This window comes from Paraburkholderia sp. JPY465 (assembly GCF_050436725.1).
Taxonomy (GTDB): Bacteria; Pseudomonadota; Gammaproteobacteria; order Burkholderiales; family Burkholderiaceae; genus Paraburkholderia; species Paraburkholderia youngii.
The window spans coordinates 1-20,440 of record NZ_JBNDMT010000002.1; the positions used below are offsets into that span (position 1 = coordinate 1).

Annotated in this window: 12 protein-coding genes, 2 tRNA genes and 3 rRNA genes; 11 read left to right on the forward strand and 6 right to left on the reverse strand. The window is 60.0% G+C overall.

The window, feature by feature from the left end; genetic code table 11:
• Window positions 1–300: 300 nt before the first annotated feature.
• The 5 genes from QFZ94_RS02080 (at window position 301) to rrf (ending at window position 5,636) form a co-directional block, all read left to right on the forward strand.
• Window positions 301–1,833, forward strand: a 16S ribosomal RNA gene (locus tag QFZ94_RS02080).
• A 78-nt stretch (window positions 1,834–1,911) separates the two neighbouring features.
• Window positions 1,912–1,988 (forward strand) — tRNA-Ile (locus QFZ94_RS02085).
• Between the two features lie 57 nt (window positions 1,989–2,045).
• A tRNA-Ala gene (locus QFZ94_RS02090) sits at window positions 2,046–2,121 on the forward strand.
• 291 nt (window positions 2,122–2,412) lie between these two features.
• Window positions 2,413–5,297 (forward strand): 23S ribosomal RNA (locus QFZ94_RS02095).
• A gap of 225 nt (window positions 5,298–5,522) precedes the next feature.
• Window positions 5,523–5,636, forward strand: a 5S ribosomal RNA gene (gene rrf / locus QFZ94_RS02100).
• Together the 16S, 23S and 5S rRNA genes with 2 tRNA genes alongside form the textbook arrangement of a ribosomal RNA operon.
• A gap of 74 nt (window positions 5,637–5,710) precedes the next feature.
• Here the strand turns inward: rrf and QFZ94_RS02105 are convergent.
• The 3 genes from QFZ94_RS02105 to QFZ94_RS02115 are packed head-to-tail and all read right to left on the reverse strand — an operon-like array spanning window position 5,711 to window position 10,210.
• Window positions 5,711–6,880 (reverse strand): lipocalin-like domain-containing protein, encoded by a 1,170-nt coding sequence (locus QFZ94_RS02105; RefSeq protein WP_429457675.1) that lies wholly within the window; start codon window positions 6,878–6,880, stop codon window positions 5,711–5,713.
• A 26-nt stretch (window positions 6,881–6,906) separates the two neighbouring features.
• A complete protein-coding gene (locus QFZ94_RS02110; RefSeq protein ID WP_429455443.1) occupies window positions 6,907–9,486 on the reverse strand; it encodes an FtsX-like permease family protein in 2,580 nt (859 codons plus the stop codon).
• Complete coding sequence (locus tag QFZ94_RS02115; RefSeq protein WP_368583522.1) at window positions 9,476–10,210, reverse strand: ABC transporter ATP-binding protein; 735 nt, start codon at window positions 10,208–10,210, stop codon at window positions 9,476–9,478. Before QFZ94_RS02115 ends, QFZ94_RS02110 begins: the two co-directional genes overlap by 11 nt.
• A gap of 684 nt (window positions 10,211–10,894) precedes the next feature.
• Here QFZ94_RS02115 and QFZ94_RS02120 point away from each other — a divergent pair.
• The 6 genes from QFZ94_RS02120 to QFZ94_RS02145 all read left to right on the forward strand — a co-directional run bounded on the left by QFZ94_RS02120 (window position 10,895) and on the right by QFZ94_RS02145 (window position 17,637).
• Window positions 10,895–12,451: an NADH-quinone oxidoreductase subunit M gene (locus tag QFZ94_RS02120; protein ID WP_368583523.1), complete on the forward strand. Its 1,557-nt coding sequence runs from the start codon at window positions 10,895–10,897 to the stop codon at window positions 12,449–12,451.
• A gap of 391 nt (window positions 12,452–12,842) precedes the next feature.
• Entirely contained in the window at window positions 12,843–13,736 is an 894-nt protein-coding gene (gene cyoA, locus QFZ94_RS02125; protein WP_429455444.1) for a ubiquinol oxidase subunit II, read from the forward strand.
• Between the two features lie 3 nt (window positions 13,737–13,739).
• Complete coding sequence (gene cyoB / locus QFZ94_RS02130; RefSeq protein ID WP_410851118.1) at window positions 13,740–15,761, forward strand: cytochrome o ubiquinol oxidase subunit I; 2,022 nt, start codon at window positions 13,740–13,742, stop codon at window positions 15,759–15,761.
• Window positions 15,761–16,366 carry a cytochrome o ubiquinol oxidase subunit III gene (gene cyoC, locus QFZ94_RS02135; RefSeq protein ID WP_368583526.1) on the forward strand — a complete coding sequence of 202 codons (606 nt, stop codon included), beginning with the start codon at window positions 15,761–15,763 and terminating at the stop codon, window positions 16,364–16,366. The genes cyoB and cyoC overlap by 1 nt, the downstream gene beginning before the upstream one ends.
• Window positions 16,367–16,708 carry a cytochrome o ubiquinol oxidase subunit IV gene (cyoD, locus tag QFZ94_RS02140; RefSeq protein WP_018437951.1) on the forward strand — a complete coding sequence of 114 codons (342 nt, stop codon included), beginning with the start codon at window positions 16,367–16,369 and terminating at the stop codon, window positions 16,706–16,708. It begins immediately after the preceding gene.
• A gap of 536 nt (window positions 16,709–17,244) precedes the next feature.
• Window positions 17,245–17,637 carry a carboxymuconolactone decarboxylase family protein gene (locus QFZ94_RS02145; protein ID WP_368583527.1) on the forward strand — a complete coding sequence of 131 codons (393 nt, stop codon included), beginning with the start codon at window positions 17,245–17,247 and terminating at the stop codon, window positions 17,635–17,637.
• A 95-nt stretch (window positions 17,638–17,732) separates the two neighbouring features.
• On the opposite strand, the gene QFZ94_RS02150 is transcribed toward QFZ94_RS02145, so the two are convergent.
• From QFZ94_RS02150 to QFZ94_RS02160, 3 genes are all read right to left on the reverse strand, one after another.
• Entirely contained in the window at window positions 17,733–17,987 is a 255-nt protein-coding gene (locus QFZ94_RS02150; protein WP_429455445.1) for a hypothetical protein, read from the reverse strand.
• A gap of 208 nt (window positions 17,988–18,195) precedes the next feature.
• Window positions 18,196–18,882, reverse strand: a complete 687-nt coding sequence (locus tag QFZ94_RS02155) for an HAD family hydrolase (RefSeq protein WP_429455446.1) — start codon at window positions 18,880–18,882, stop codon at window positions 18,196–18,198.
• Between the two features lie 93 nt (window positions 18,883–18,975).
• Window positions 18,976–20,403, reverse strand: a complete 1,428-nt coding sequence (locus tag QFZ94_RS02160; protein WP_429455447.1) for a cytochrome-c peroxidase — start codon at window positions 20,401–20,403, stop codon at window positions 18,976–18,978.
• Between the last annotated feature and the right edge of the window lie 37 nt (window positions 20,404–20,440).

Here is a 20,440-nt window from a genome sequence, read left to right on the forward strand (position 1 = left end):
TCTCCATAATCTCGTTTCTCTGCTGCAGACGCAGCGACGCAAACGAAGCGGTGCCGGGTAGTGGTGGTTCAGGCGCGGCGGGTTGGGCGGATCGATCTTTAAAAACTAACAGCCGATAAGTGTGGGCGCTTGATGCGGAATGCGGCGGCGGATTCTTGTGGATCTGCTGCAAGGCAAAAAGTATCAGAAAGCCTCACACAGTATTAGAGGAAGGTTTATCTGTCGAAAGACGGATTGATCATCGTCAGTACGTTGAGTGAGCGACCGGTTTCTGACGAAACCGAAAACAGTAACAGGTTTGAACTGAAGAGTTTGATCCTGGCTCAGATTGAACGCTGGCGGCATGCCTTACACATGCAAGTCGAACGGCAGCACGGACTTCGGTCTGGTGGCGAGTGGCGAACGGGTGAGTAATACATCGGAACGTGTCCTGGAGTGGGGGATAGCCCGGCGAAAGCCGGATTAATACCGCATACGCTCTGTGGAGGAAAGCGGGGGATCTTTCGGGACCTCGCGCTCAAGGGGCGGCCGATGGCAGATTAGGTAGTTGGTGGGGTAAAGGCCTACCAAGCCGACGATCTGTAGCTGGTCTGAGAGGACGACCAGCCACACTGGGACTGAGACACGGCCCAGACTCCTACGGGAGGCAGCAGTGGGGAATTTTGGACAATGGGCGCAAGCCTGATCCAGCAATGCCGCGTGTGTGAAGAAGGCCTTCGGGTTGTAAAGCACTTTTGTCCGGAAAGAAAACCTCGTGGCTAATATCCATGAGGGATGACGGTACCGGAAGAATAAGCACCGGCTAACTACGTGCCAGCAGCCGCGGTAATACGTAGGGTGCGAGCGTTAATCGGAATTACTGGGCGTAAAGCGTGCGCAGGCGGTGCTGTAAGACCGATGTGAAATCCCCGGGCTTAACCTGGGAACTGCATTGGTGACTGCAGCGCTGGAGTATGGCAGAGGGGGGTGGAATTCCACGTGTAGCAGTGAAATGCGTAGAGATGTGGAGGAACACCGATGGCGAAGGCAGCCCCCTGGGCCAATACTGACGCTCATGCACGAAAGCGTGGGGAGCAAACAGGATTAGATACCCTGGTAGTCCACGCCCTAAACGATGTCAACTGGTTGTCGGGCCTTCATTGGCTTGGTAACGTAGCTAACGCGTGAAGTTGACCGCCTGGGGAGTACGGTCGCAAGATTAAAACTCAAAGGAATTGACGGGGACCCGCACAAGCGGTGGATGATGTGGATTAATTCGATGCAACGCGAAAAACCTTACCTACCCTTGACATGGATGGAATCCTGCTGAGAGGCGGGAGTGCCCGAAAGGGAGCCATCACACAGGTGCTGCATGGCTGTCGTCAGCTCGTGTCGTGAGATGTTGGGTTAAGTCCCGCAACGAGCGCAACCCTTGTCCCTAGTTGCTACGCAAGAGCACTCCAGGGAGACTGCCGGTGACAAACCGGAGGAAGGTGGGGATGACGTCAAGTCCTCATGGCCCTTATGGGTAGGGCTTCACACGTCATACAATGGTCGGAACAGAGGGTTGCCAAGCCGCGAGGTGGAGCCAATCCCAGAAAACCGATCGTAGTCCGGATCGCACTCTGCAACTCGAGTGCGTGAAGCTGGAATCGCTAGTAATCGCGGATCAGCATGCCGCGGTGAATACGTTCCCGGGTCTTGTACACACCGCCCGTCACACCATGGGAGTGGGTTTTACCAGAAGTGGCTAGTCTAACCGCAAGGAGGACGGTCACCACGGTAGGATTCATGACTGGGGTGAAGTCGTAACAAGGTAGCCGTATCGGAAGGTGCGGCTGGATCACCTCCTTTCCAGAGCTATGCATTCAGTGCATTCAAGTGCTCACGCTTATCGGCTGTGGTTTAGAGAAGCAACGCAGACAGACTCAGGGGTCTGTAGCTCAGTCGGTTAGAGCACCGTCTTGATAAGGCGGGGGTCGATGGTTCGAATCCATCCAGACCCACCACTGTCTTGTCTGGTGAGCTGGTCGGGTGAGCCCCTCTGGAGTGTGTGCTGTATGACTGGGGGATTAGCTCAGCTGGGAGAGCACCTGCTTTGCAAGCAGGGGGTCGTCGGTTCGATCCCGTCATCCTCCACCAATCCTCAATGCGCAGGGTTCTGCACACATGCAGAGCGTTGCGCATTGGCGATTGAGCCAGTCAGCGCGATGTGAGGCAACTCATGATCGGCTGTCGTTCTTTAACAATCAGGAAGAAGTAGTAAAGAGATTCACGAAAGCGGACCTGGAGATGGGTGCGTGAGTAGGTGAATCAGGGTTGTGATTGTATCGATGTATTTTATAAGTGATCGAGAGATCGCTTTGGAATACGGCGCAACACGAATACTCAACCTGTAGCGCGTGCGTCTGAACTGAGACACACCCGTTATAGGGTCAAGCGAACAAGTGCATGTGGTGAATGCCTTGGCGATCACAGGCGATGAAGGACGCGGTAGCCTGCGAAAAGCTCCGGGGAGCTGGCAAACAAGCTTTGATCCGGAGATGTCCGAATGGGGAAACCCACTCCTAATGGAGTATCCGTAGCTGAATCCATAGGCTGCGTGAAGCGAACGCGGTGAACTGAAACATCTAAGTAACCGCAGGAAAAGAAATCAACCGAGATTCCCAAAGTAGTGGCGAGCGAAATGGGATCAGCCTGTACTCTTCTCTTTATTTGCAGTGTTAGCCGAACGCTCTGGAAAGTGCGGCCATAGCGGGTGATAGCCCCGTAGGCGAAAACATTGTGAAAGAACTGGGTGTACGACAAGTAGGGCGGGACACGTGAAATCCTGTCTGAAGATGGGGGGACCATCCTCCAAGGCTAAATACTCGTGATCGACCGATAGTGAACCAGTACCGTGAGGGAAAGGCGAAAAGAACCCCGGGAGGGGAGTGAAACAGATCCTGAAACCGCATGCATACAAACAGTCGGAGCCTCGCAAGGGGTGACGGCGTACCTTTTGTATAATGGGTCAGCGACTTACATTCAGTGGCGAGCTTAACCGATTAGGGCAGGCGTAGCGAAAGCGAGTCCGAACAGGGCGTCCAGTCGCTGGGTGTAGACCCGAAACCAGGTGATCTATCCATGGCCAGGTTGAAGGCACGGTAACACGTGCTGGAGGACCGAACCCACTAACGTTGAAAAGTTAGGGGATGAGCTGTGGATAGGGGTGAAAGGCTAAACAAACCTGGAAATAGCTGGTTCTCTCCGAAAACTATTTAGGTAGTGCCTCGTGTATCACCTTCGGGGGTAGAGCACTGTCATGGTTGTGGGGTCCATTGCGGATTACTTCGCCATAGCAAACTCCGAATACCGAAGAGTGCAATCACGGGAGACAGACATCGGGTGCTAACGTCCGGTGTCAAGAGGGAAACAACCCAGACCGCCAGCTAAGGTCCCCAAATATGGCTAAGTGGGAAACGAAGTGGGAAGGCTAAAACAGTCAGGAGGTTGGCTTAGAAGCAGCCACCCTTTAAAGAAAGCGTAATAGCTCACTGATCGAGTCGTCCTGCGCGGAAGATGTAACGGGGCTAAGCCATATACCGAAGCTGCGGATGCACATTTATGTGCATGGTAGGAGAGCGTTCCGTAAGCCTGCGAAGGTGCACTGGAAAGTGTGCTGGAGGTATCGGAAGTGCGAATGCTGACATGAGTAGCGATAAAGGGGGTGAAAGGCCCCCTCGCCGTAAGCCCAAGGTTTCCTACGCAACGTTCATCGGCGTAGGGTGAGTCGGCCCCTAAGGCGAGGCAGAAATGCGTAGCTGATGGGAAGCAGATTAATATTTCTGCACCATTGTGAAATGCGATGGGGGGACGGATCGCGGAAGGTTGTCCGGGTGTTGGAAGTCCCGGTCGCTGCATTGGAGAGGGTGCCCTGGCAAATCCGGGCACAGGACTCAAGGGTGTGGCGCGAGCTTCTTCGGAAGCGAAGCAACTGGAAGGGGTTCCAGGAAAAGCCTCTAAGCTTCAGTTTCACAGTGACCGTACCGCAAACCGACACAGGTGGGCGAGATGAGTATTCTAAGGCGCTTGAGAGAACTCGGGAGAAGGAACTCGGCAAATTGGTACCGTAACTTCGGGATAAGGTACGCCCCGGTAGCTTGACTGGCCTGCGCCAGAAGGGTGAAGGGGTTGCAATAAACTGGTGGCTGCGACTGTTTAATAAAAACACAGCACTCTGCAAACACGAAAGTGGACGTATAGGGTGTGACGCCTGCCCGGTGCCGGAAGATTAAATGATGGGGTGCAAGCTCCTGATTGAAGTCCCGGTAAACGGCGGCCGTAACTATAACGGTCCTAAGGTAGCGAAATTCCTTGTCGGGTAAGTTCCGACCTGCACGAATGGCGTAACGATGGCCACACTGTCTCCTCCCGAGACTCAGCGAAGTTGAAGTGTTTGTGATGATGCAATCTCCCCGCGGCTAGACGGAAAGACCCCATGAACCTTTACTGTAGCTTTGCATTGGACTTTGAACCGGTCTGTGTAGGATAGGTGGGAGGCTATGAAGCGTGGACGCCAGTCTGCGTGGAGCCGTCCTTGAAATACCACCCTGATCTGTTTGAGGTTCTAACCTTGGTCCGTGATCCGGATCGGGGACAGTGCATGGTAGGCAGTTTGACTGGGGCGGTCTCCTCCCAAAGTGTAACGGAGGAGTACGAAGGTACGCTAGGTACGGTCGGAAATCGTGCTGATAGTGCAATGGCATAAGCGTGCTTGACTGTGAGACTGACAAGTCGAACAGGTGCGAAAGCAGGTCATAGTGATCCGGTGGTTCTGTATGGAAGGGCCATCGCTCAACGGATAAAAGGTACTCTGGGGATAACAGGCTGATACCGCCCAAGAGTTCATATCGACGGCGGTGTTTGGCACCTCGATGTCGGCTCATCTCATCCTGGGGCTGTAGCCGGTCCCAAGGGTATGGCTGTTCGCCATTTAAAGAGGTACGTGAGCTGGGTTTAAAACGTCGTGAGACAGTTTGGTCCCTATCTGCCGTGGGCGCTGGATATTTGAAGGGGGCTGCTCCTAGTACGAGAGGACCGGAGTGGACGAACCTCTGGTGTACCGGTTGTCACGCCAGTGGCATCGCCGGGTAGCTATGTTCGGAAGAGATAACCGCTGAAAGCATCTAAGCGGGAAACTCGCCTTAAGATGAGATATCCCCGGGGCTTTGAGCCCCTTGAAGGGTCGTTCAAGACCAGGACGTTGATAGGTCAGGTGTGCACGTACAGTAATGTACTGAGCTAACTGATACTAATTGCCCGTAAGGCTTGATCCTATAACAGGTGTGTTTCGACATGAGTTAGCGCTTTAGCGCTTGCGACTGTCCGATCCCCGAAAGGGATGCGCTGGAACTCCCGCAGGAGTCACCAGCCCACACGGTTGAGAGATCAGTGTTGCGCCAGAAACAACACAACCCACACACGAATCCTTTACGCTTCTTCCCGATTGGCTGTGGCGCCAGGTTGACCTCAACCTGACAGCGACGCAGCAACCCGTCATGCCTGATGACCATAGCGAGTCGGTCCCACCCCTTCCCATCCCGAACAGGACCGTGAAACGACTCCACGCCGATGATAGTGCGGATTGCCCGTGTGAAAGTAGGTAATCGTCAGGCTCCCCCACAAGCCAGAAACCCCACCCCCAGCGGTGGGGTTTTTGCGTTTACGCGGCCAATTCCGCGCGCTTCAACTACTTTCCGATCCGCAGCGCATCCGCGTAACCCGTCAGTTCCAGATAGGCCCGCCCTACATCCGCATTCTGTTGACTTACCCGCACCGCGCCTTCCCAATACACCGCGCCGGTCGACTGTCGTGAATCGAGTTCCTGATCGTCCATCAGCGGATCGAGTTGCCACGTCAGCGTTCCGGTTCTAACCGTCATCGAGACCGGGTACAAAGTATTTGTGTGCGGCGACCGCCACATGCGACGCGGCGTGAACGAAACCTCGCCGGGGCCGAAGTTCGCTACCTGTCCATCGCGTCTGCGAAGCGTCGCGTGGGCCCACGTTGCATGTCCATCGCGGCTACGGATCTTGAATGCCATGAGCGCCGACCCGTCCGTCAAATTGGCGCCGAGCCAATCCCATCCAACCGCATTGGCGTCGAGCAATGTGCTCGACCATTCGTGATCGAGCCATGCGGTACCCGTCACCACAGCATTGCGCGTCCTGTCGTTTGCACCCGCGGCCGGGCGCACCACAGTGCCCGTCACGCGGAGTTGCGGTTCGCTGTAGTAATAGCTTGCCTGTTCGGGACGCGGTCCTTTGCGCGAGTAACCGCGCTCGCCCTGAATCAGCGGAGACTGCATTGGCGCGAGTTGGAGGTGGAGCGAAAATCCGCTTGCGTCGGCGGTGATGTCGTAGTGGCCGTCCGCGGCGCGAATCATTTTCCATGCGTCGAGTTTGACGTCGGTGTTGTCGGGCCTCGCGTAGGCAAGCCCGAGACCTTGCCGAGCGATGCGCTGATCGTGAACGAGGTGGCCGATGGCCGGATCGCTCAACGCAGCGTGCGCAATGATCAGTTGCGAGGGGGCGAACGCGCTGGGGTCGGCCGCGTCGTGACCGGTCGCCGAACGGAAGAACGTGATCTGGAATCCGAGCGGTTGGTGGTCGGGTGTCGTGAGCCAGCCCGTCGCGTACCACCATTCGGTGCGGAATTCCGGATGGGCACCGGTGTCCCGCGGAAACGAGATCGGATGTTCTGGTGTAACTACCGCGAAGGCGGCCGGCGCGGATGCAGAGGAATCGCCGCTAGCGGCAAAAGACGGCGACGCAGCGGCTATGCCAACGCAAAGTAGGCTCCGAAAAGTTCGATGCGGGTATTTGAGCAAAGATTTGCAGGTACTCCAGAGCAATCGCATCCCGCACGCACTTCGCGCAACTCGCATCACCAGTCCTCCTTCACCGCTCGTACGGCATCCACCGACACCGCACCGCGTCCCGCGAGCACCGCCGTCGTGCACGACAGTACGAGCATCACCGACGCGACCGTGCCCAGCACAAGCCACGGCACATGCAGCGACATGCTCCAGTGAAACGACTGCGGATTGACGACGAACACGAGAATCAGGCTGATCGCGAAACCAAGCGCGAAACCGAGCGCAATGCCGGATGCCGTGAGCAGGCCGCCCTCCGATGCGAGGATCGCGAGAATTTGCGCGCGCGTCACGCCGACGTGGCGCAACATCCCGAACTCGCGAGCCCGAGCAAGTGTCTGCGCGGAAAAGGTCGCGGCGACACCGAACAATCCGATCACGATCGCCACCGCCTCGAGCAGATACGTGACCGCGAAACTGCGATCGAAGATGATCAGCGTGCGCTTACGGATCTCCCACGGTTGCGACATCTCGAGCGAAGCGCCGAACGGCAACGCCTTCAAACTTGCGACGACGCGTTCGACACTCACGCCCGGCACCCCGGTCACCGCGACGTCGGTTGCGGTGGAGTCGCCGGTCAGCCGCCGATAGTCGCCAAGCCGTATCTGAATCGCGCCGCTCTGCCGCGCGTAGTCGCGCCAGACGCCGGCGACGACGAACGTCTGACCGTGCTCGCCGAGCGGCAACCGTACACGTTGACCTAACTGATACCCATACAGGTCGACCATTGCTTCGGAAACCCAAATAGGTATGTCGCCGGTGCGAAGCGCGGACGGCGACAGCACCGCGCCGGTCATCTGCAGGGTCGCGCCCGGATCGGCCGCATCGATCTCGCGGGCGAGCAGCGCGACGTCCGGGCGGGCGGGATCGAGCGTCAGATGTGTGATGCGCGAGAACGCGGCGTTGCGGATGCCGGGCACCGTCGCGATGCGCGTCTGTTCATCGGGCCGCAAGCCGCCACTGTCACCGCTATTGCCGCCGGAGGTGACGCGCACGTACAGATCCGCGGACAGCAGATGCGTGATCCAGTCGTCGACGGATACGCGGAAGCTGGCCACCATGATCGCCATCGCGACGATCAGCGCGAAGCTCGACAGCACGCCGCCCATCGCGATCGACGCCTGCCCCGGCGCATTCGCGAGACGCGCAATCGCGAGCGAACTCGTCGCGCCCGCGCGGCGTCGCGTGGCGCGTGCGCGACTCGCCGCGCCGAATATCAGCGCGGTCACGCGCGGCATCAGCGCGATGCCGCCGACGAGCAGCAGCGCGACCGCCAGATAACCAGCGATCGGCGCATCGAACCACGGTGGCATGCGCGTCAGCGCGGCGGCCGCCAGCAAACAGCCGAACGCCGGCCACGGCGTCGCGAGCCGCGCCAGCGCGGTTTCCTCGGCGCCGGCCTTGAGTGCCGCGGCAGGCCGTGCGCGTGCAGCATCGATGGCGGGTGCGACGCTGCCCAACACCGACACCGCCACCCCGAGTGCGAGAAACACCGTGCTTGCTAGCGGCTCGAAGCCGACTCGCGGTTGCACACCCGGAAAATAGCCGCCGCCGAGATCGCTGCCGAAAAAGCGCAGCGCACCGCTTGCCATCGCGTAGCCGAGCGCAAGTCCGCACAACGAGCCGAGCAGCCCGAGCAGCGCCCCTTCGAGCAAGATCTGCCGCAACAGCTGAGCTCGCGTGAGGCCGATCACACGCAGCATTGCGAATTGCGAGCGGCGTCGCACGACACCGAGTGCCTGCGTCGAAAACACGAGGAACGCGCCGGTGAACAGCGCGACCAGTGCGAGCACATTCATGTTGATCCGATAAGCACGCGACAGGCGATCGGTACGGCTCTCAGTATCGCGCGTTTCGGCGACTACCCAGGCACTGCCGAGCCGTTGCTGCAGATCGCGTTTGAAGCGTTGCCGATCCACACCGCGTTCGAGTTGCAAGTCGACGCGCGACAGCTTGCCCACCTTGTCGAACCGCCATTGCGCAGCGGCGATGTCCATCACCGCGAGCCGTTGACCCGGCCGCGTGCGCACGAGCCCGCCCGCGACGCGCAGCTGCAGATCCGAGGTGCCGACGCGCAGCGTCACGTCGCCGCCGGTCTTGACGTTCAGCCATTGCTGCGCGGCCGTCGACAGAAATATCGCATCGGAGGCGAGCGTGTCGAACGGGCGCGCAGGCGAGGGCACGCCGATCAGATCGGGCGTGATCCGGCTCGCCTTGAAGACGTCGATGCCGAGAATGGGCAGTGCACCGTTGCGGCCGGGCACCGCGACGTCGAGCGCGAGCACGGGACTCGCCAGCGCCACCCCCGGTTCGTTGGCCAGCTGCGGATAAAGGGACTCGTCGATGAAAGGCTGCGCGCCGCGCACTTGCAGATCCGCTTGGCCGGACAGACTGCGCGCGGCCGCGGAGAATTCATTGAAGGCCGCGCTGTTGATCAATTGCACCGCATAGCCGAGCGCGACGCCGAGCGCGATCGTCGCGATTGCGACGAGTGCGCGTCCGCGATGGCTGCGCCATTCCGCGGCCAGTAGCCAGCGCGCGAGAACGCGATATCCGGGCGCGCGCGGCAGCGGCTGAAGGTCAGCGGCCATCGTCGGTCGAGCGGGCCGCGGCGTGCGCGATGTTCGCGGCTTTATCGCGCGCGGCATGCAATCCGCCGTCGCTCAGGATCAACACGCGGTCGGCCACGGCTGCCGCGGCTTCCGAATGCGTGACCATGATGGTCGCCGCGCCCGTCGCCTTGCTTTGCGCGCGGAACAGGCCGAGCACGTCGTGCGCGGTCGCGGGATCGAGGTTGCCGGTTGGTTCGTCGGCGAGAAGCAGCGTCGGACGATGCACGAGTGCGCGTGCAATGGCTACGCGCTGCAATTCGCCACCGGAGAGATCGCGCGGAAAATCGTCGCCGCGTCCGCCGAGGCCGACCGCCGCGAGCATGTCGAGCGCGGCGGCCGTCGGTAGATCATTGAGCAGCAGTGGCAGCGCGACGTTCTGCGCGAGCGTCAGATGCGGCAGCACATGAAACGCCTGGAATACGAAGCCGAGCTTCTGGCGGCGCAGACGCGTCGCGGCGTTATCGTCGAGTTGCTCGACCGGGCGTCCGTCGATCAGCACACTGCCGCTATCGGCGCGGTCGAGTCCGGCGATCAGGTTGAGCAAGGTCGACTTGCCGACGCCTGAGTCGCCCATGATCGCAACGAACTCTCCCGCAGCGAGTGTGAAGTCGAGCTGCGCGAGCACGATGCGGCCGATGCCGTACCGCTTGCTGAGGCCGCGGCATTCGAGTGCGGGTACTACGTCGTCGTCACGAAGCGCCATGCGAGGAGGTCCGGAAAAGGGGCCGGGCGAGGGGAGCTGGCCAGGCGAAATGAGTGTGCCTTGCCGCGCGAATTTGCGCAGCAGCTACCCGCGCCGTAACGCTGTTGTTCGTAAGGTAAATGGAAGATTCGCGCGCCTCGGTGGAACAAATTCAAAGCATCTTCATCTGAGGCGCTCAGCACGGTTGCCCCTGTTCGCCGGTCAATTTAGACCGCCACCACAAAAAAATTTTTTATCGTCGAACAGGGCAAATTCTTGTTCAAATGCGGGTCGTCGCCACTGGTCGAAAAGGACCGTCCAGCACGATCCGTTCCAGCCGAACCGGCCCCACAAACAGGCGATGTCTAAAAGCGGTCAACCTCCGGGTAATTGCGAGCTTTTGCAGCCAAATCATCCCGGCCCGCCAAGCCGTTTGTAGTCATGTGCAAACGCACATTTTGATGCGTTTTGCAAGCGTCCACGTCGCAACAATCTAATCCGAAGGGATTTCGCGGCTGCTGCGATGCAAAATTATTCTTATCTTGGTAATCTCCCACCCTCGGTCGGTCGGCTGCGGGTAAACGTGTAGCGGGAAACCCCTCCACGCGTCAATTTCAGCGCACTCCAACTTACATTTCTATTTCAATGCCTGCTGTTTTGGCGGCATTGACGCAGCGTTTTGTACTTCAAGTTTTGACAGAGCACATGCCATTGCCTCTCCTAAGTCTTCTCATCTGGATCCCAATAGTCGCCGGCTTCGTGGTTCTGCGCGCCGGGTCCGACGCGGCGCGTAATCGCACGCGCTGGCTCGCGCTGATCGGCGCGGTGGCGGGTTTCTTGCCGGTGATTCCGGTCGTGGCGAATTTCCGCAACGACGTGACCTCGATGCAGTTCGTCGAGAACGTCCGCTGGTCGCCGACGTTCGATATCGCATGGCATGTGGGAATCGACGGGATTTCGCTGTGGCTCGTCGCGCTGACCGCGCTGACGACGATCATCATCGTGATCGCGTCATGGGAGTCGATCACGCAGCGCACCGCGCAGTACTACGGCGCGTTCCTGATGCTGTCGGGTTTCATGCAGGGCGTGTTCACGTCGCTCGACGGCATGATGTTCTTCGTTGCATTCGAGGCGACGCTGATCCCGCTGTACCTGCTGATCGGCACGTACGGTCACAAGAACCGCACGTATGCGGCGGTGAAGTTCTTCTTCGTGTCGTTCCTCGGCTCGCTGATGATGCTGATGTCGCTGCTCTATCTGTACAGCCAGACGCACAGCTTCGACCTCGCCGTGTGGCGCGAAGCGCATCTCGACATGGTGCCGCAGACGCTGATCTTCCTCGGCTTCCTCGCCGCGTTCGGTGTGAAGGTGCCGATGTGGCCGCTGCACACGTGGCTGCCCGACGTGCACCTCGACGGCCCGACCGGCGCCGCGGTGATGATCGGCATGCTGAAGATCGGCGGCTACGGTCTACTGCGTTTCGCGCTGCCGATCGCACCGCAAGCGAGCCACTTCTTTGCGCCGATGATGATCACGCTGTCGCTCGTCGCGGTGATCTATTCGAGCCTGCTCGCACTCGTCCAAACCGACATGCGCCGCCTGCTCGCGTATTCGACGGTCGCGCATATGGGCCTCGTCACGCTTGGTCTGTTCGTCTTCAACCGCTTCGGTCAGGCCGGCGCAATCGTGCAGATGATCTCCTATGGCGTGGTGTCCGGCGCGATGCTGTTGTGCACCGGCATGCTGTACGACCGCACGAAGAGCGCATCGATCGCCGAATACGGCGGCGTCGCGAACACGATGCCGCGCTTTGCCGGTTTCGTGATGCTGTTCTCGATGGCCAACATCGGTCTGCCGGGCACGTCGGGTTTCGTCGGCGAATTCATGGTGCTGATGGGCGCGATCCGCTTCAACTTTTGGATCGGCGCGATCGCCGCGACCACGCTGATCCTGAGCGCGGCCTACACGCTGTGGATGTACAAGCGCGTGATCTTCGGCGCGATCGCCAATGCGCGCGTTGCGAATCTGAAGGACCTCGGCAAGCGCGAGTTCGCGCTGCTCGGTGCGTTGGCGCTGCTCGTGCTCGCGATCGGACTTAATCCGAAGCCGTTTACCGATGCGATCGATCCGTCGGTCGGCACGCTGCTCGCGCAATCGGAACGCTCGGCGCTGCCTTCTGACAACGTGCCGGCCGAAGCTGGCGAGCATCTGCAGGCGGCGGTGCCCGGACCGGCACCCGTCGCCACGCACAATCCGGGTTAAAAGAACAGAGCGCAAGAACCGTTGTCGCATCCGCGCGTCAGGATGCGGCGACGCTTTTGCGCTTTTGCGCGTCGCTATCAACCCCTTTATGAATGCATGCACGGTGGAGTACTGCGAACCCGCCGCGCGCCCAGCGGTTTTCCAGCGCTTATTTGAAGGGGCTCTTGCGATGCGTCAACTTTTCGATGCTTCGTTTTGAAGCGTCGCAAACGACGCTGGTGAATAGGGTGTGCGGGGAAATGCGGCAACGTGTCGCACTGCGGCGCGCTGCAATAGATCGTTGCAAATTCGAGTGTTTATTAGCATTCGATGCCCCCCTATTATGCGAGCGCTTATTACTGGAGAGCCGTCGAATGACGTTCGTTGAAGTCAAAAAAACGAGGCAGTGGATATGAAAGGACGGGCGCTGGGAAGGCCGGCAAGTTTCGTTTCCGCCAGCCTCATGTTGCTGCTTTCGGGTTGCAGCAACCTCGATATTCTGAATCCGAAGGGGAGTGTGGGACTGGCGGAGCGTGATCTGATCGCGACTTCGGTGTGGGCCATGCTGATTGTCGTGGTGCCAGTCATTCTGATGACACTGTTTTTCGCGTGGCGTTATCGCGCGTCGAATAGAAACGCCGAATACAAACCGGGGTGGACGCATTCCACCGCGATCGAAGTCGTCGTCTGGACGATTCCGGCGCTGATCATTTTGTTCCTCGCCGTGTTGACGTGGAAGAGCACGCATGAGCTCGATCCGTATCGTCCGCTCGAGTCGGAGGTCAAGCCGATCAACGTCGAAGTCGTCGCGCTGGACTGGAAGTGGCTGTTCATCTATCCGGACCTCGGTATCGCGTCGGTGAACCAGCTCGCGATCCCGGTGGGCACGCCGGTGAACTTCCGGATCACGTCGGACACGGTGATGAACTCTTTCTTCATCCCGCAATTGGGCGGCCAGATCTACGCGATGGCAGGCATGCAGACGCGCCTGCACCTGATCGCCGATCACGCCGGCGACTACGCGGGCCTCGCGGCGAACTTCAGCGGCAAGGGCTTCTCGGACATGAAGTTCCGTACGCTCGCCTCGTCGCCTGAAGAGTTCAACGCCTGGGTCGAGAAGGTGCGCGCTTCGTCGGACCGCCTCGACATGGACCGCTATCACGCGGTATCGGAACCGAGCGAAAAGGACCCTGTGCGGTACTTCTCGACCGTCGATCCGAAGCTCTTCAACAACATCATTGCCAAATACAACAACGGCAACGTCATCGACAACATGAAAGACGCCAACTGTGCGCCTAAGGGGTAACTCATGTTCGGAAAACTCACTCTCGATGCGATTCCGTATCACGAGCCCATCATCGTCACGGCGGGCGCCGGCATGGCCCTCGCCGCATTGGCGGTGCTCGGCGGAATCACGTATTTCGGCAAATGGCGCTACCTGTGGAGCGAATGGCTGACGTCCGTCGACCATAAGAAGATCGGTGTCATGTACATCGTCGTTGCGTTCATCATGCTGCTGCGCGGCTTTGCCGACGCAATCATGATGCGTATGCAGCTGGCGCTGTCGTACCTGAGCCCAGGTTATTTGCCGCCGCATCACTACGACCAGATCTTCACCGCGCACGGCGTCATCATGATCTTCTTCATGGCGATGACGTTCATGATCGGTTTGATGAACATCATCGTGCCGCTACAGATCGGCGCGCGCGACGTCGCTTTCCCGTTCATCAACTCGCTGAGCTTCTGGCTGACGGCAGTCAGCGCGATTTTGATCAACATTTCGCTGGTGGTTGGTGAATTCGCACAGACGGGCTGGCTCGCTTATCCGCCGTTGTCGGAATTGCAGTTCAGTCCGGGTGTCGGCGTCGACTACTACCTGTGGAGTCTGCAGATCTCCGGTGTCGGCACGTTGCTGACCGGTGTGAACTTCTTCGTGACGATCGTGAAGATGCGCGCTCCGGGCATGTCGTGGATGAAGATGCCGGTATTCACGTGGACCTCGTTGTGCGCGAACGTGCTGATCATGGCGTCGTTCCCGATCCTGACCGTCACGCTCGCGCTGCTCGGTCTCGACCGTTACCTCGGCATGCACTTCTTCACGAACGAAGCCGGCGGCAACGCGATGCTGTACCTGAACCTGATCTGGGCCTGGGGTCACCCCGAGGTGTACATCCTGGTCCTGCCGGCGTTCGGTATCTTCTCGGAAGTCGTCGCGACCTTCGCGAAGAAGCCGCTGTTCGGCTACAAGACGATGGTCTGGGCGACTTGCGCGATCATGGTGCTGTCGTTCCTCGTGTGGCTGCATCACTTCTTCACGATGGGCTCGGGCGCGGACGTGAACGCGTTCTTCGGCATCGCGACGATGGTGATCTCGATTCCGACCGGCGTTAAGGTGTTCAACTGGCTGTTCACGATCTACAAGGGCCGTCTGCAATTCACGACTCCGGTTCTGTGGACGATCGGCTTCATCATCACGTTCACGATCGGCGGTATGACCGGCGTGATGCTGGCGATCCCAGGCGCGGACTTCATGCTGCACAACAGCCTGTTCCTGATCGCTCACTTCCACAACGTGATTATCGGTGGCGTGCTGTTCGGCTATCTGGCCGGCTTCAACTACTGGTTCCCGAAGGCGTTCGGCTTCAAGCTGAACGAGAAGCTCGGCAAGGCCGCGTTCTGGTTCTGGCAGATCGGTTTTTGGGTCGCATTCACGCCGCTGTACGTGCTCGGCTTCATGGGCGCGACTCGTCGTCTGAACCACTACGACAACCCGGACTGGCATCCGTGGATGATCATCGCCGCATTCGGCGCGGTGCTGATCGCAATCGGTATCGCTTGCCAGCTGCTGCAACTGGTCGTCAGCATCCGCGATCGCAACAAGATGGAAAACCGCGACCTCACGGGCGATCCGTGGGACGGTCATACGCTGGAATGGGCGACGAGCTCGCCGCCGCCGGTTTATAACTTCGCGCACATCCCGGATGTCCGCTCGCTCGACGCGTTCAGCGAAATGAAGTCGCGCAAGGGCGGTGTCAAAGTGCCGGCGTATCGCGACATTCACATGCCGTCGAATACGTCCGCGGGTCTGCTGGTGGGGCTGTTCTCGCTGGTGCTCGGATTTGCAGCCGTGTGGCACATCTGGTGGCTTGCGATCGTTGGCCTGGTTGGCACCGTGCTCACCGTGATCGTCTACAGCTTCATGGACAACGACGGCTATTACATTCCGGCGGACACTGTCGCGCTGATTGAAGAGAAACGCAACGGCGGTGCTGGCGCCGTGGCCGGTGTCGGCGCAGGCGTCGGCAAGCAGGTCGCGCTGGAGGTGGACTGATGTTACAGAAGACTATTGCGGTTGAGCCGCATCTCGCGCCGGACCACGTGCCGTCGCACTCGGTGTTCGGCTTTTGGGTGTACCTGATGACCGACTGCATCATCTTCGCGGCACTGTTCGCAGTGTTCGCGGTGATGAGCCAGCAGTTCGCGGGCGGTCCTACCGGTAAGGAGCTGTTCGAGATTCCCGGCGTCGCGCTCGAAACGACGATGCTGCTGCTCTCGAGTATCACCTACGGCTTCGCGATGCTCGGCGCGCACAAGAACCGCAAGGGCGTGCTGCTCGGCTGGCTCGGCGTGACTTTCCTGCTGGGTCTCTCGTTCCTCGTGCTGGAATTGCGCGAGTTCTCGCACATGATCGCCGAAGGCGCGGGTCCGAGCCGCAGCGCGTTCCTGTCGTCGTTCTTCACGCTGGTCGGCACGCACGGTCTGCACGTGACGTTCGGCCTGATCTGGATGGTGGTGCTGGCGCTGCAGGTGCTGCGTCATCGCGACCTGACCGAACGCGACATGATCCGTCTGACGTGCCTGAGCCTTTTCTGGCACTTCCTCGACGTCGTGTGGATCGGCGTTTTCACCTTTGTCTATCTTGCGAGCGTGATCTAAATGGACCATAGCCATAGCGCCCATGGCGCACACTCGGAAGGCGGTCACGGCAGCTTCGGCAGCTATATGACGGGCTTCGTGCTCTCCGTCATTCTGACCGTCGCGGCATTTGCGATCGTGATGACCGGCACGTTGACGGGCCAGAGCGCGTTGTTCGCGATCGCGGGCCTCGCGGTCGTGCAGATCCTCGTGCATCTGGTGTTCTTCCTGCATATGAACGCGTCGTCGTCGCAGCGCTGGAATGTGACGGCGTTTGTGTTCACTGCGTTGACCGCGGTTATCGTGGTCGGCGGAACGTTGTGGGTGATGCATAACGTCAGTATGAACATGATGTCGCGCTAAGCGGATAATGCTTTAGCGTTAGCTTCGATAAAAAGCCCCGCAAGATTGCGATCTTGCGGGGCTTTTGCTTTGATGGCGGCATGACGAGAGAGAACCCAAAACCTTATGCGACAGACATATCAGACGAAGAATGGGGCTTCGTCTGTAACGTGACAATGTTATTGAGTGGACGATTGGTTTGTCCGATCAGCGAGAAAACGTAACGTTCCAATTCTTTGAGACGCTTGAGGTCGCGCAGCCTATCGATACAGTCGACTTGATTTTCAATCATGGTTTGCCGACGCGGTTTCGCGACACTCGCATGTGCGGTGAAATCGGCGATCTCGCTCCACTCAACGGGACAGGCTCCTGGTAACCGGCCTGAGCCGCAGACGGTTGCACCGGTATGCGTTTGTCTGGGTAGTATTGCAGTGATCGATTTTGCTCAGTGGCTTTCGATGCGCTGAAAAGGCCCGGTGTGTCGAGCTCGAGTTATCCCCGCAAGTGCACGATACCCCCGACACCCACCCGCAACCCCTCGAAACCAAGGACCCCCCATGCCCCACCTCAAACCCCTCGAATACGCCGACGCATCCCCCGAAGTCCGCGCCGTCTACGACGACATCAAAGCGACTCGCCAGGTCGACGACGTGAACAACTTCTGGAAGTACATCGCGCAGCATCCGCCGACCCTCGCGCGCACGTGGGACAGCCTGAAGGAAGTGATGGCGCCCGGCGCGCTCGATCCACTCGTCAAGGAACTGCTGTACGTCGCGGTCAGCGTGACGAACAACTGCGGCTATTGCGTCGCGAGCCACACGGCGGCCGCGCGGCGCGCCGGCATGACCGACGAGATGTTCGGCGAGTTGCAGGCGATCGTCGGAATGGCTAACGAGACGAACCGGCTCGCGGTCGGCTATCGCGTGCCGATCGATCCGGCCTTCGAATAAGAGCATGAAGCGCACGTTGCGGCCCGATCGTACCGACCCGGCCCGCAACGCATGCATGCTTGCGCCGTTGCGCGCAGCGGCGCGAGGCCTCGTGCTTACAGCGGCACGACCTTGATCGGCTCCGGATGGCAGACCGGGGTATAGACCGGCTCGCAGCCGTAGTGCACCGGATGGCAGGGATTGTAGGAGGGCGGGTTGTAGGAGGACGGCCCGCGAACCGGCGGTTTTTCGCCGTAACACGAAGGCGGGTATTCCGGCGAGTGGCACGAGTGGCCGCCGCGTACGGACTGTGCAGCTACGTGGTCGAGGTCGTCGCAGCGCGACAGGTCGGCAAGGGTCAAGTTGGACATGATGAATCTCCGGCAACGTTGGATGGGTAGCGAGCGCCCAAATGCTTTACGCTCGGGCGTTCCTGTTGCACGCACCATGCCATGCGGCGGGATTCAACGTCTGTACTGGCGCGAGCGCTGATCGACTGCCTCCGCGCAGTCGGTAACTGATCGTCGTTGGCCAACTTGCGGCAGGCCGGTGTCGTTCAGCCGCCAACACGTCGGCCGATCAGCGCTTGCTCCATCCGGCGAGCAACGCGGGTAGCTCGGCCATCTCCCTGAACACGTGCACCGCGCCCGCGCCATGCAGCGCGGTCGCGCTGCTGTGGCCGAGGTGCGTCGGGCAATAGCCGAATACCGTCGCACCGGCCGCGACGCCCGCGGTTGCGCCCGTCACCGTATCCTCGACTACCGCGCAGCGTGCCGGGTCGACGCCGAGTGCCGCGGCCGCGGCGAGATAGACGTCGGGAAACGGCTTGCTGCGCGGCATTTCGTGTCCGCTGAAGATGCGTCCTTCGAAGCAGTCGAGGAGGCCGGCCTTCACGAGCTGCAATTCGATCTTGATGCGATCCGCGCCCGACGCCACCGCAATGCGTCCGTTCAACGTTCGGTGCAGCGCGTGTACCGCGAAAGACGCGCCGTCGATCGCACGCAACTCCCTGTCGAGCGCCGCGTTGCGACGCGCGCGGAACTGCGCCAGCCACTCGGCCGTGATGGCAAAGCCGGTGTGCGCTTCGATCAGTTCGGCTTCGTCCTTGACCATCTTGCCGACGAAAATGCGCATCGTCTCTTCGACGCTCATATGCCAGCCGAGCTCGCCGAGCATTTCGGTGAGCACGCGATTCGTGATGGGTTCGGAATCGACGAGCACGCCGTCGCAGTCGAAGAGCACGGCGTCGAAAGGAAAATCGGCCATCGGGGAGGGTATGGATAGAGTTTGCTAAACCGGCAAGGATACCCCACCGGCTCGCGGGCCGCAGCGCGATGGCCGCCCGTCACGCGCGCGCAGTCATTCCCTGTACCCGTCGCTCAGCGTCTGCAGGAACGCGATGATGTCCCGAATGTCCTGGTCGTTCAGCGCGGGTTGATCGCCGAACTTGCGGTCGAACGGCGCGTCGGCGACATCGATGTTCGCGTGATACCGCGGCGGCAGATCGTCGTACTTGATCACCTTGCCCGACGCATCGCGTGGATAGATCTTGTCCGGCGCCGTGTCGCGCAGATTGTAGAAGTCCATCACGTGCTTCAGGTCGTGATACACGCCGTTGTGAAAGAACACCTTGCGTTCGGCGACGTTGCGCAGCGTCGGCGTGAGGAACATGCCACAGTACTGGGTCTGCTTCGCGAGGTCGTCGCGAAACGGTCCGCATATCCCCATGTCGAAGAACTTCGGGTCCTTGTTGATCGGAATCGCCGGATTGCGCGGCACACCCAATGCCTCGTATTGCGTATCGGTGAAGAGCGGCGGGAGGCCATCGCGGCTCGGCTGGCTCAGGTGGCAGCCCGCGCAATTCGCCTTGTTCTTATCGTTGAACAGTTGCAGACCGTGCAGTTCGGCATGCGTGAGCCGCGCCCTGCCTTCGAGCCAGTAGTCGTACTTGCTCGTGAACGCATGAAACGACGGATCTTCGATCTGATAGCGCCCCACCGCGAACATCGCTTCGGAAATCAGCAGGCTCGGGTTGTTCACGATGCCAGCTCCGAAGATCCGTTTGAACTGATCGAGGTAGCGCGTTTGCAGCAGCTTTCGCGCGACGTCGGCTTCGCTCGCGTTGGCCATCTCGACCGGATTCGTCAGCGGGCCGATTGCCTGGTTCTGCAACGTATCGGCGCGGCCGTCCCAGAACAGGCCGCCTTGCGGCACCATCGCCGGCGTCTTGGGCGCGGCGAGCGCGGTCTTCTGCGCGCGTTGCATGCCGGCGGCCTGCGAGGCGAGCTGCGTCATGTCGACGGGAACGTCGGTATCGCCCTGATCGGGGCCGATGCTGAACGGCGCCTGCCGGTACAGATATGCGAGCGATGGGGGTGGACGATAGCCGGCCTGGTCAAGATGCAAGCCGCCCCTCTGCACCGGCAACGCGTTATCCGGTCCATACGAATGCTGCGGCGAGTGACATGTCGCGCACGACTGCCGACCCGACGCGGACAGCGTCTTGTCGAAGAAGATCTGTTTGCCGAGCACCGCAACCGCACTGAGCGGCGCTTGCCGCGGACGCATCAGATGCACCGGATGCGGATTCGCACCGGTGATCTCCTCGACGATTTCGCCTACCGCCGGCGGCATCCACTCCGGATACACGAGTGCGTACGCGGAGAACGCGGCAAAGCCGAGCACGACAGTCGCTACGCTTCCCGCGAACAGCCGCAGCCACGCGCGGCGAGTGCTCGCGGAGTCCAGCAGCGGCGCTGGTGCAAATGCGTCTGACGGTCGGTTCATGACGTTGACGAATAGATCGAACGGATACTAAACAGCG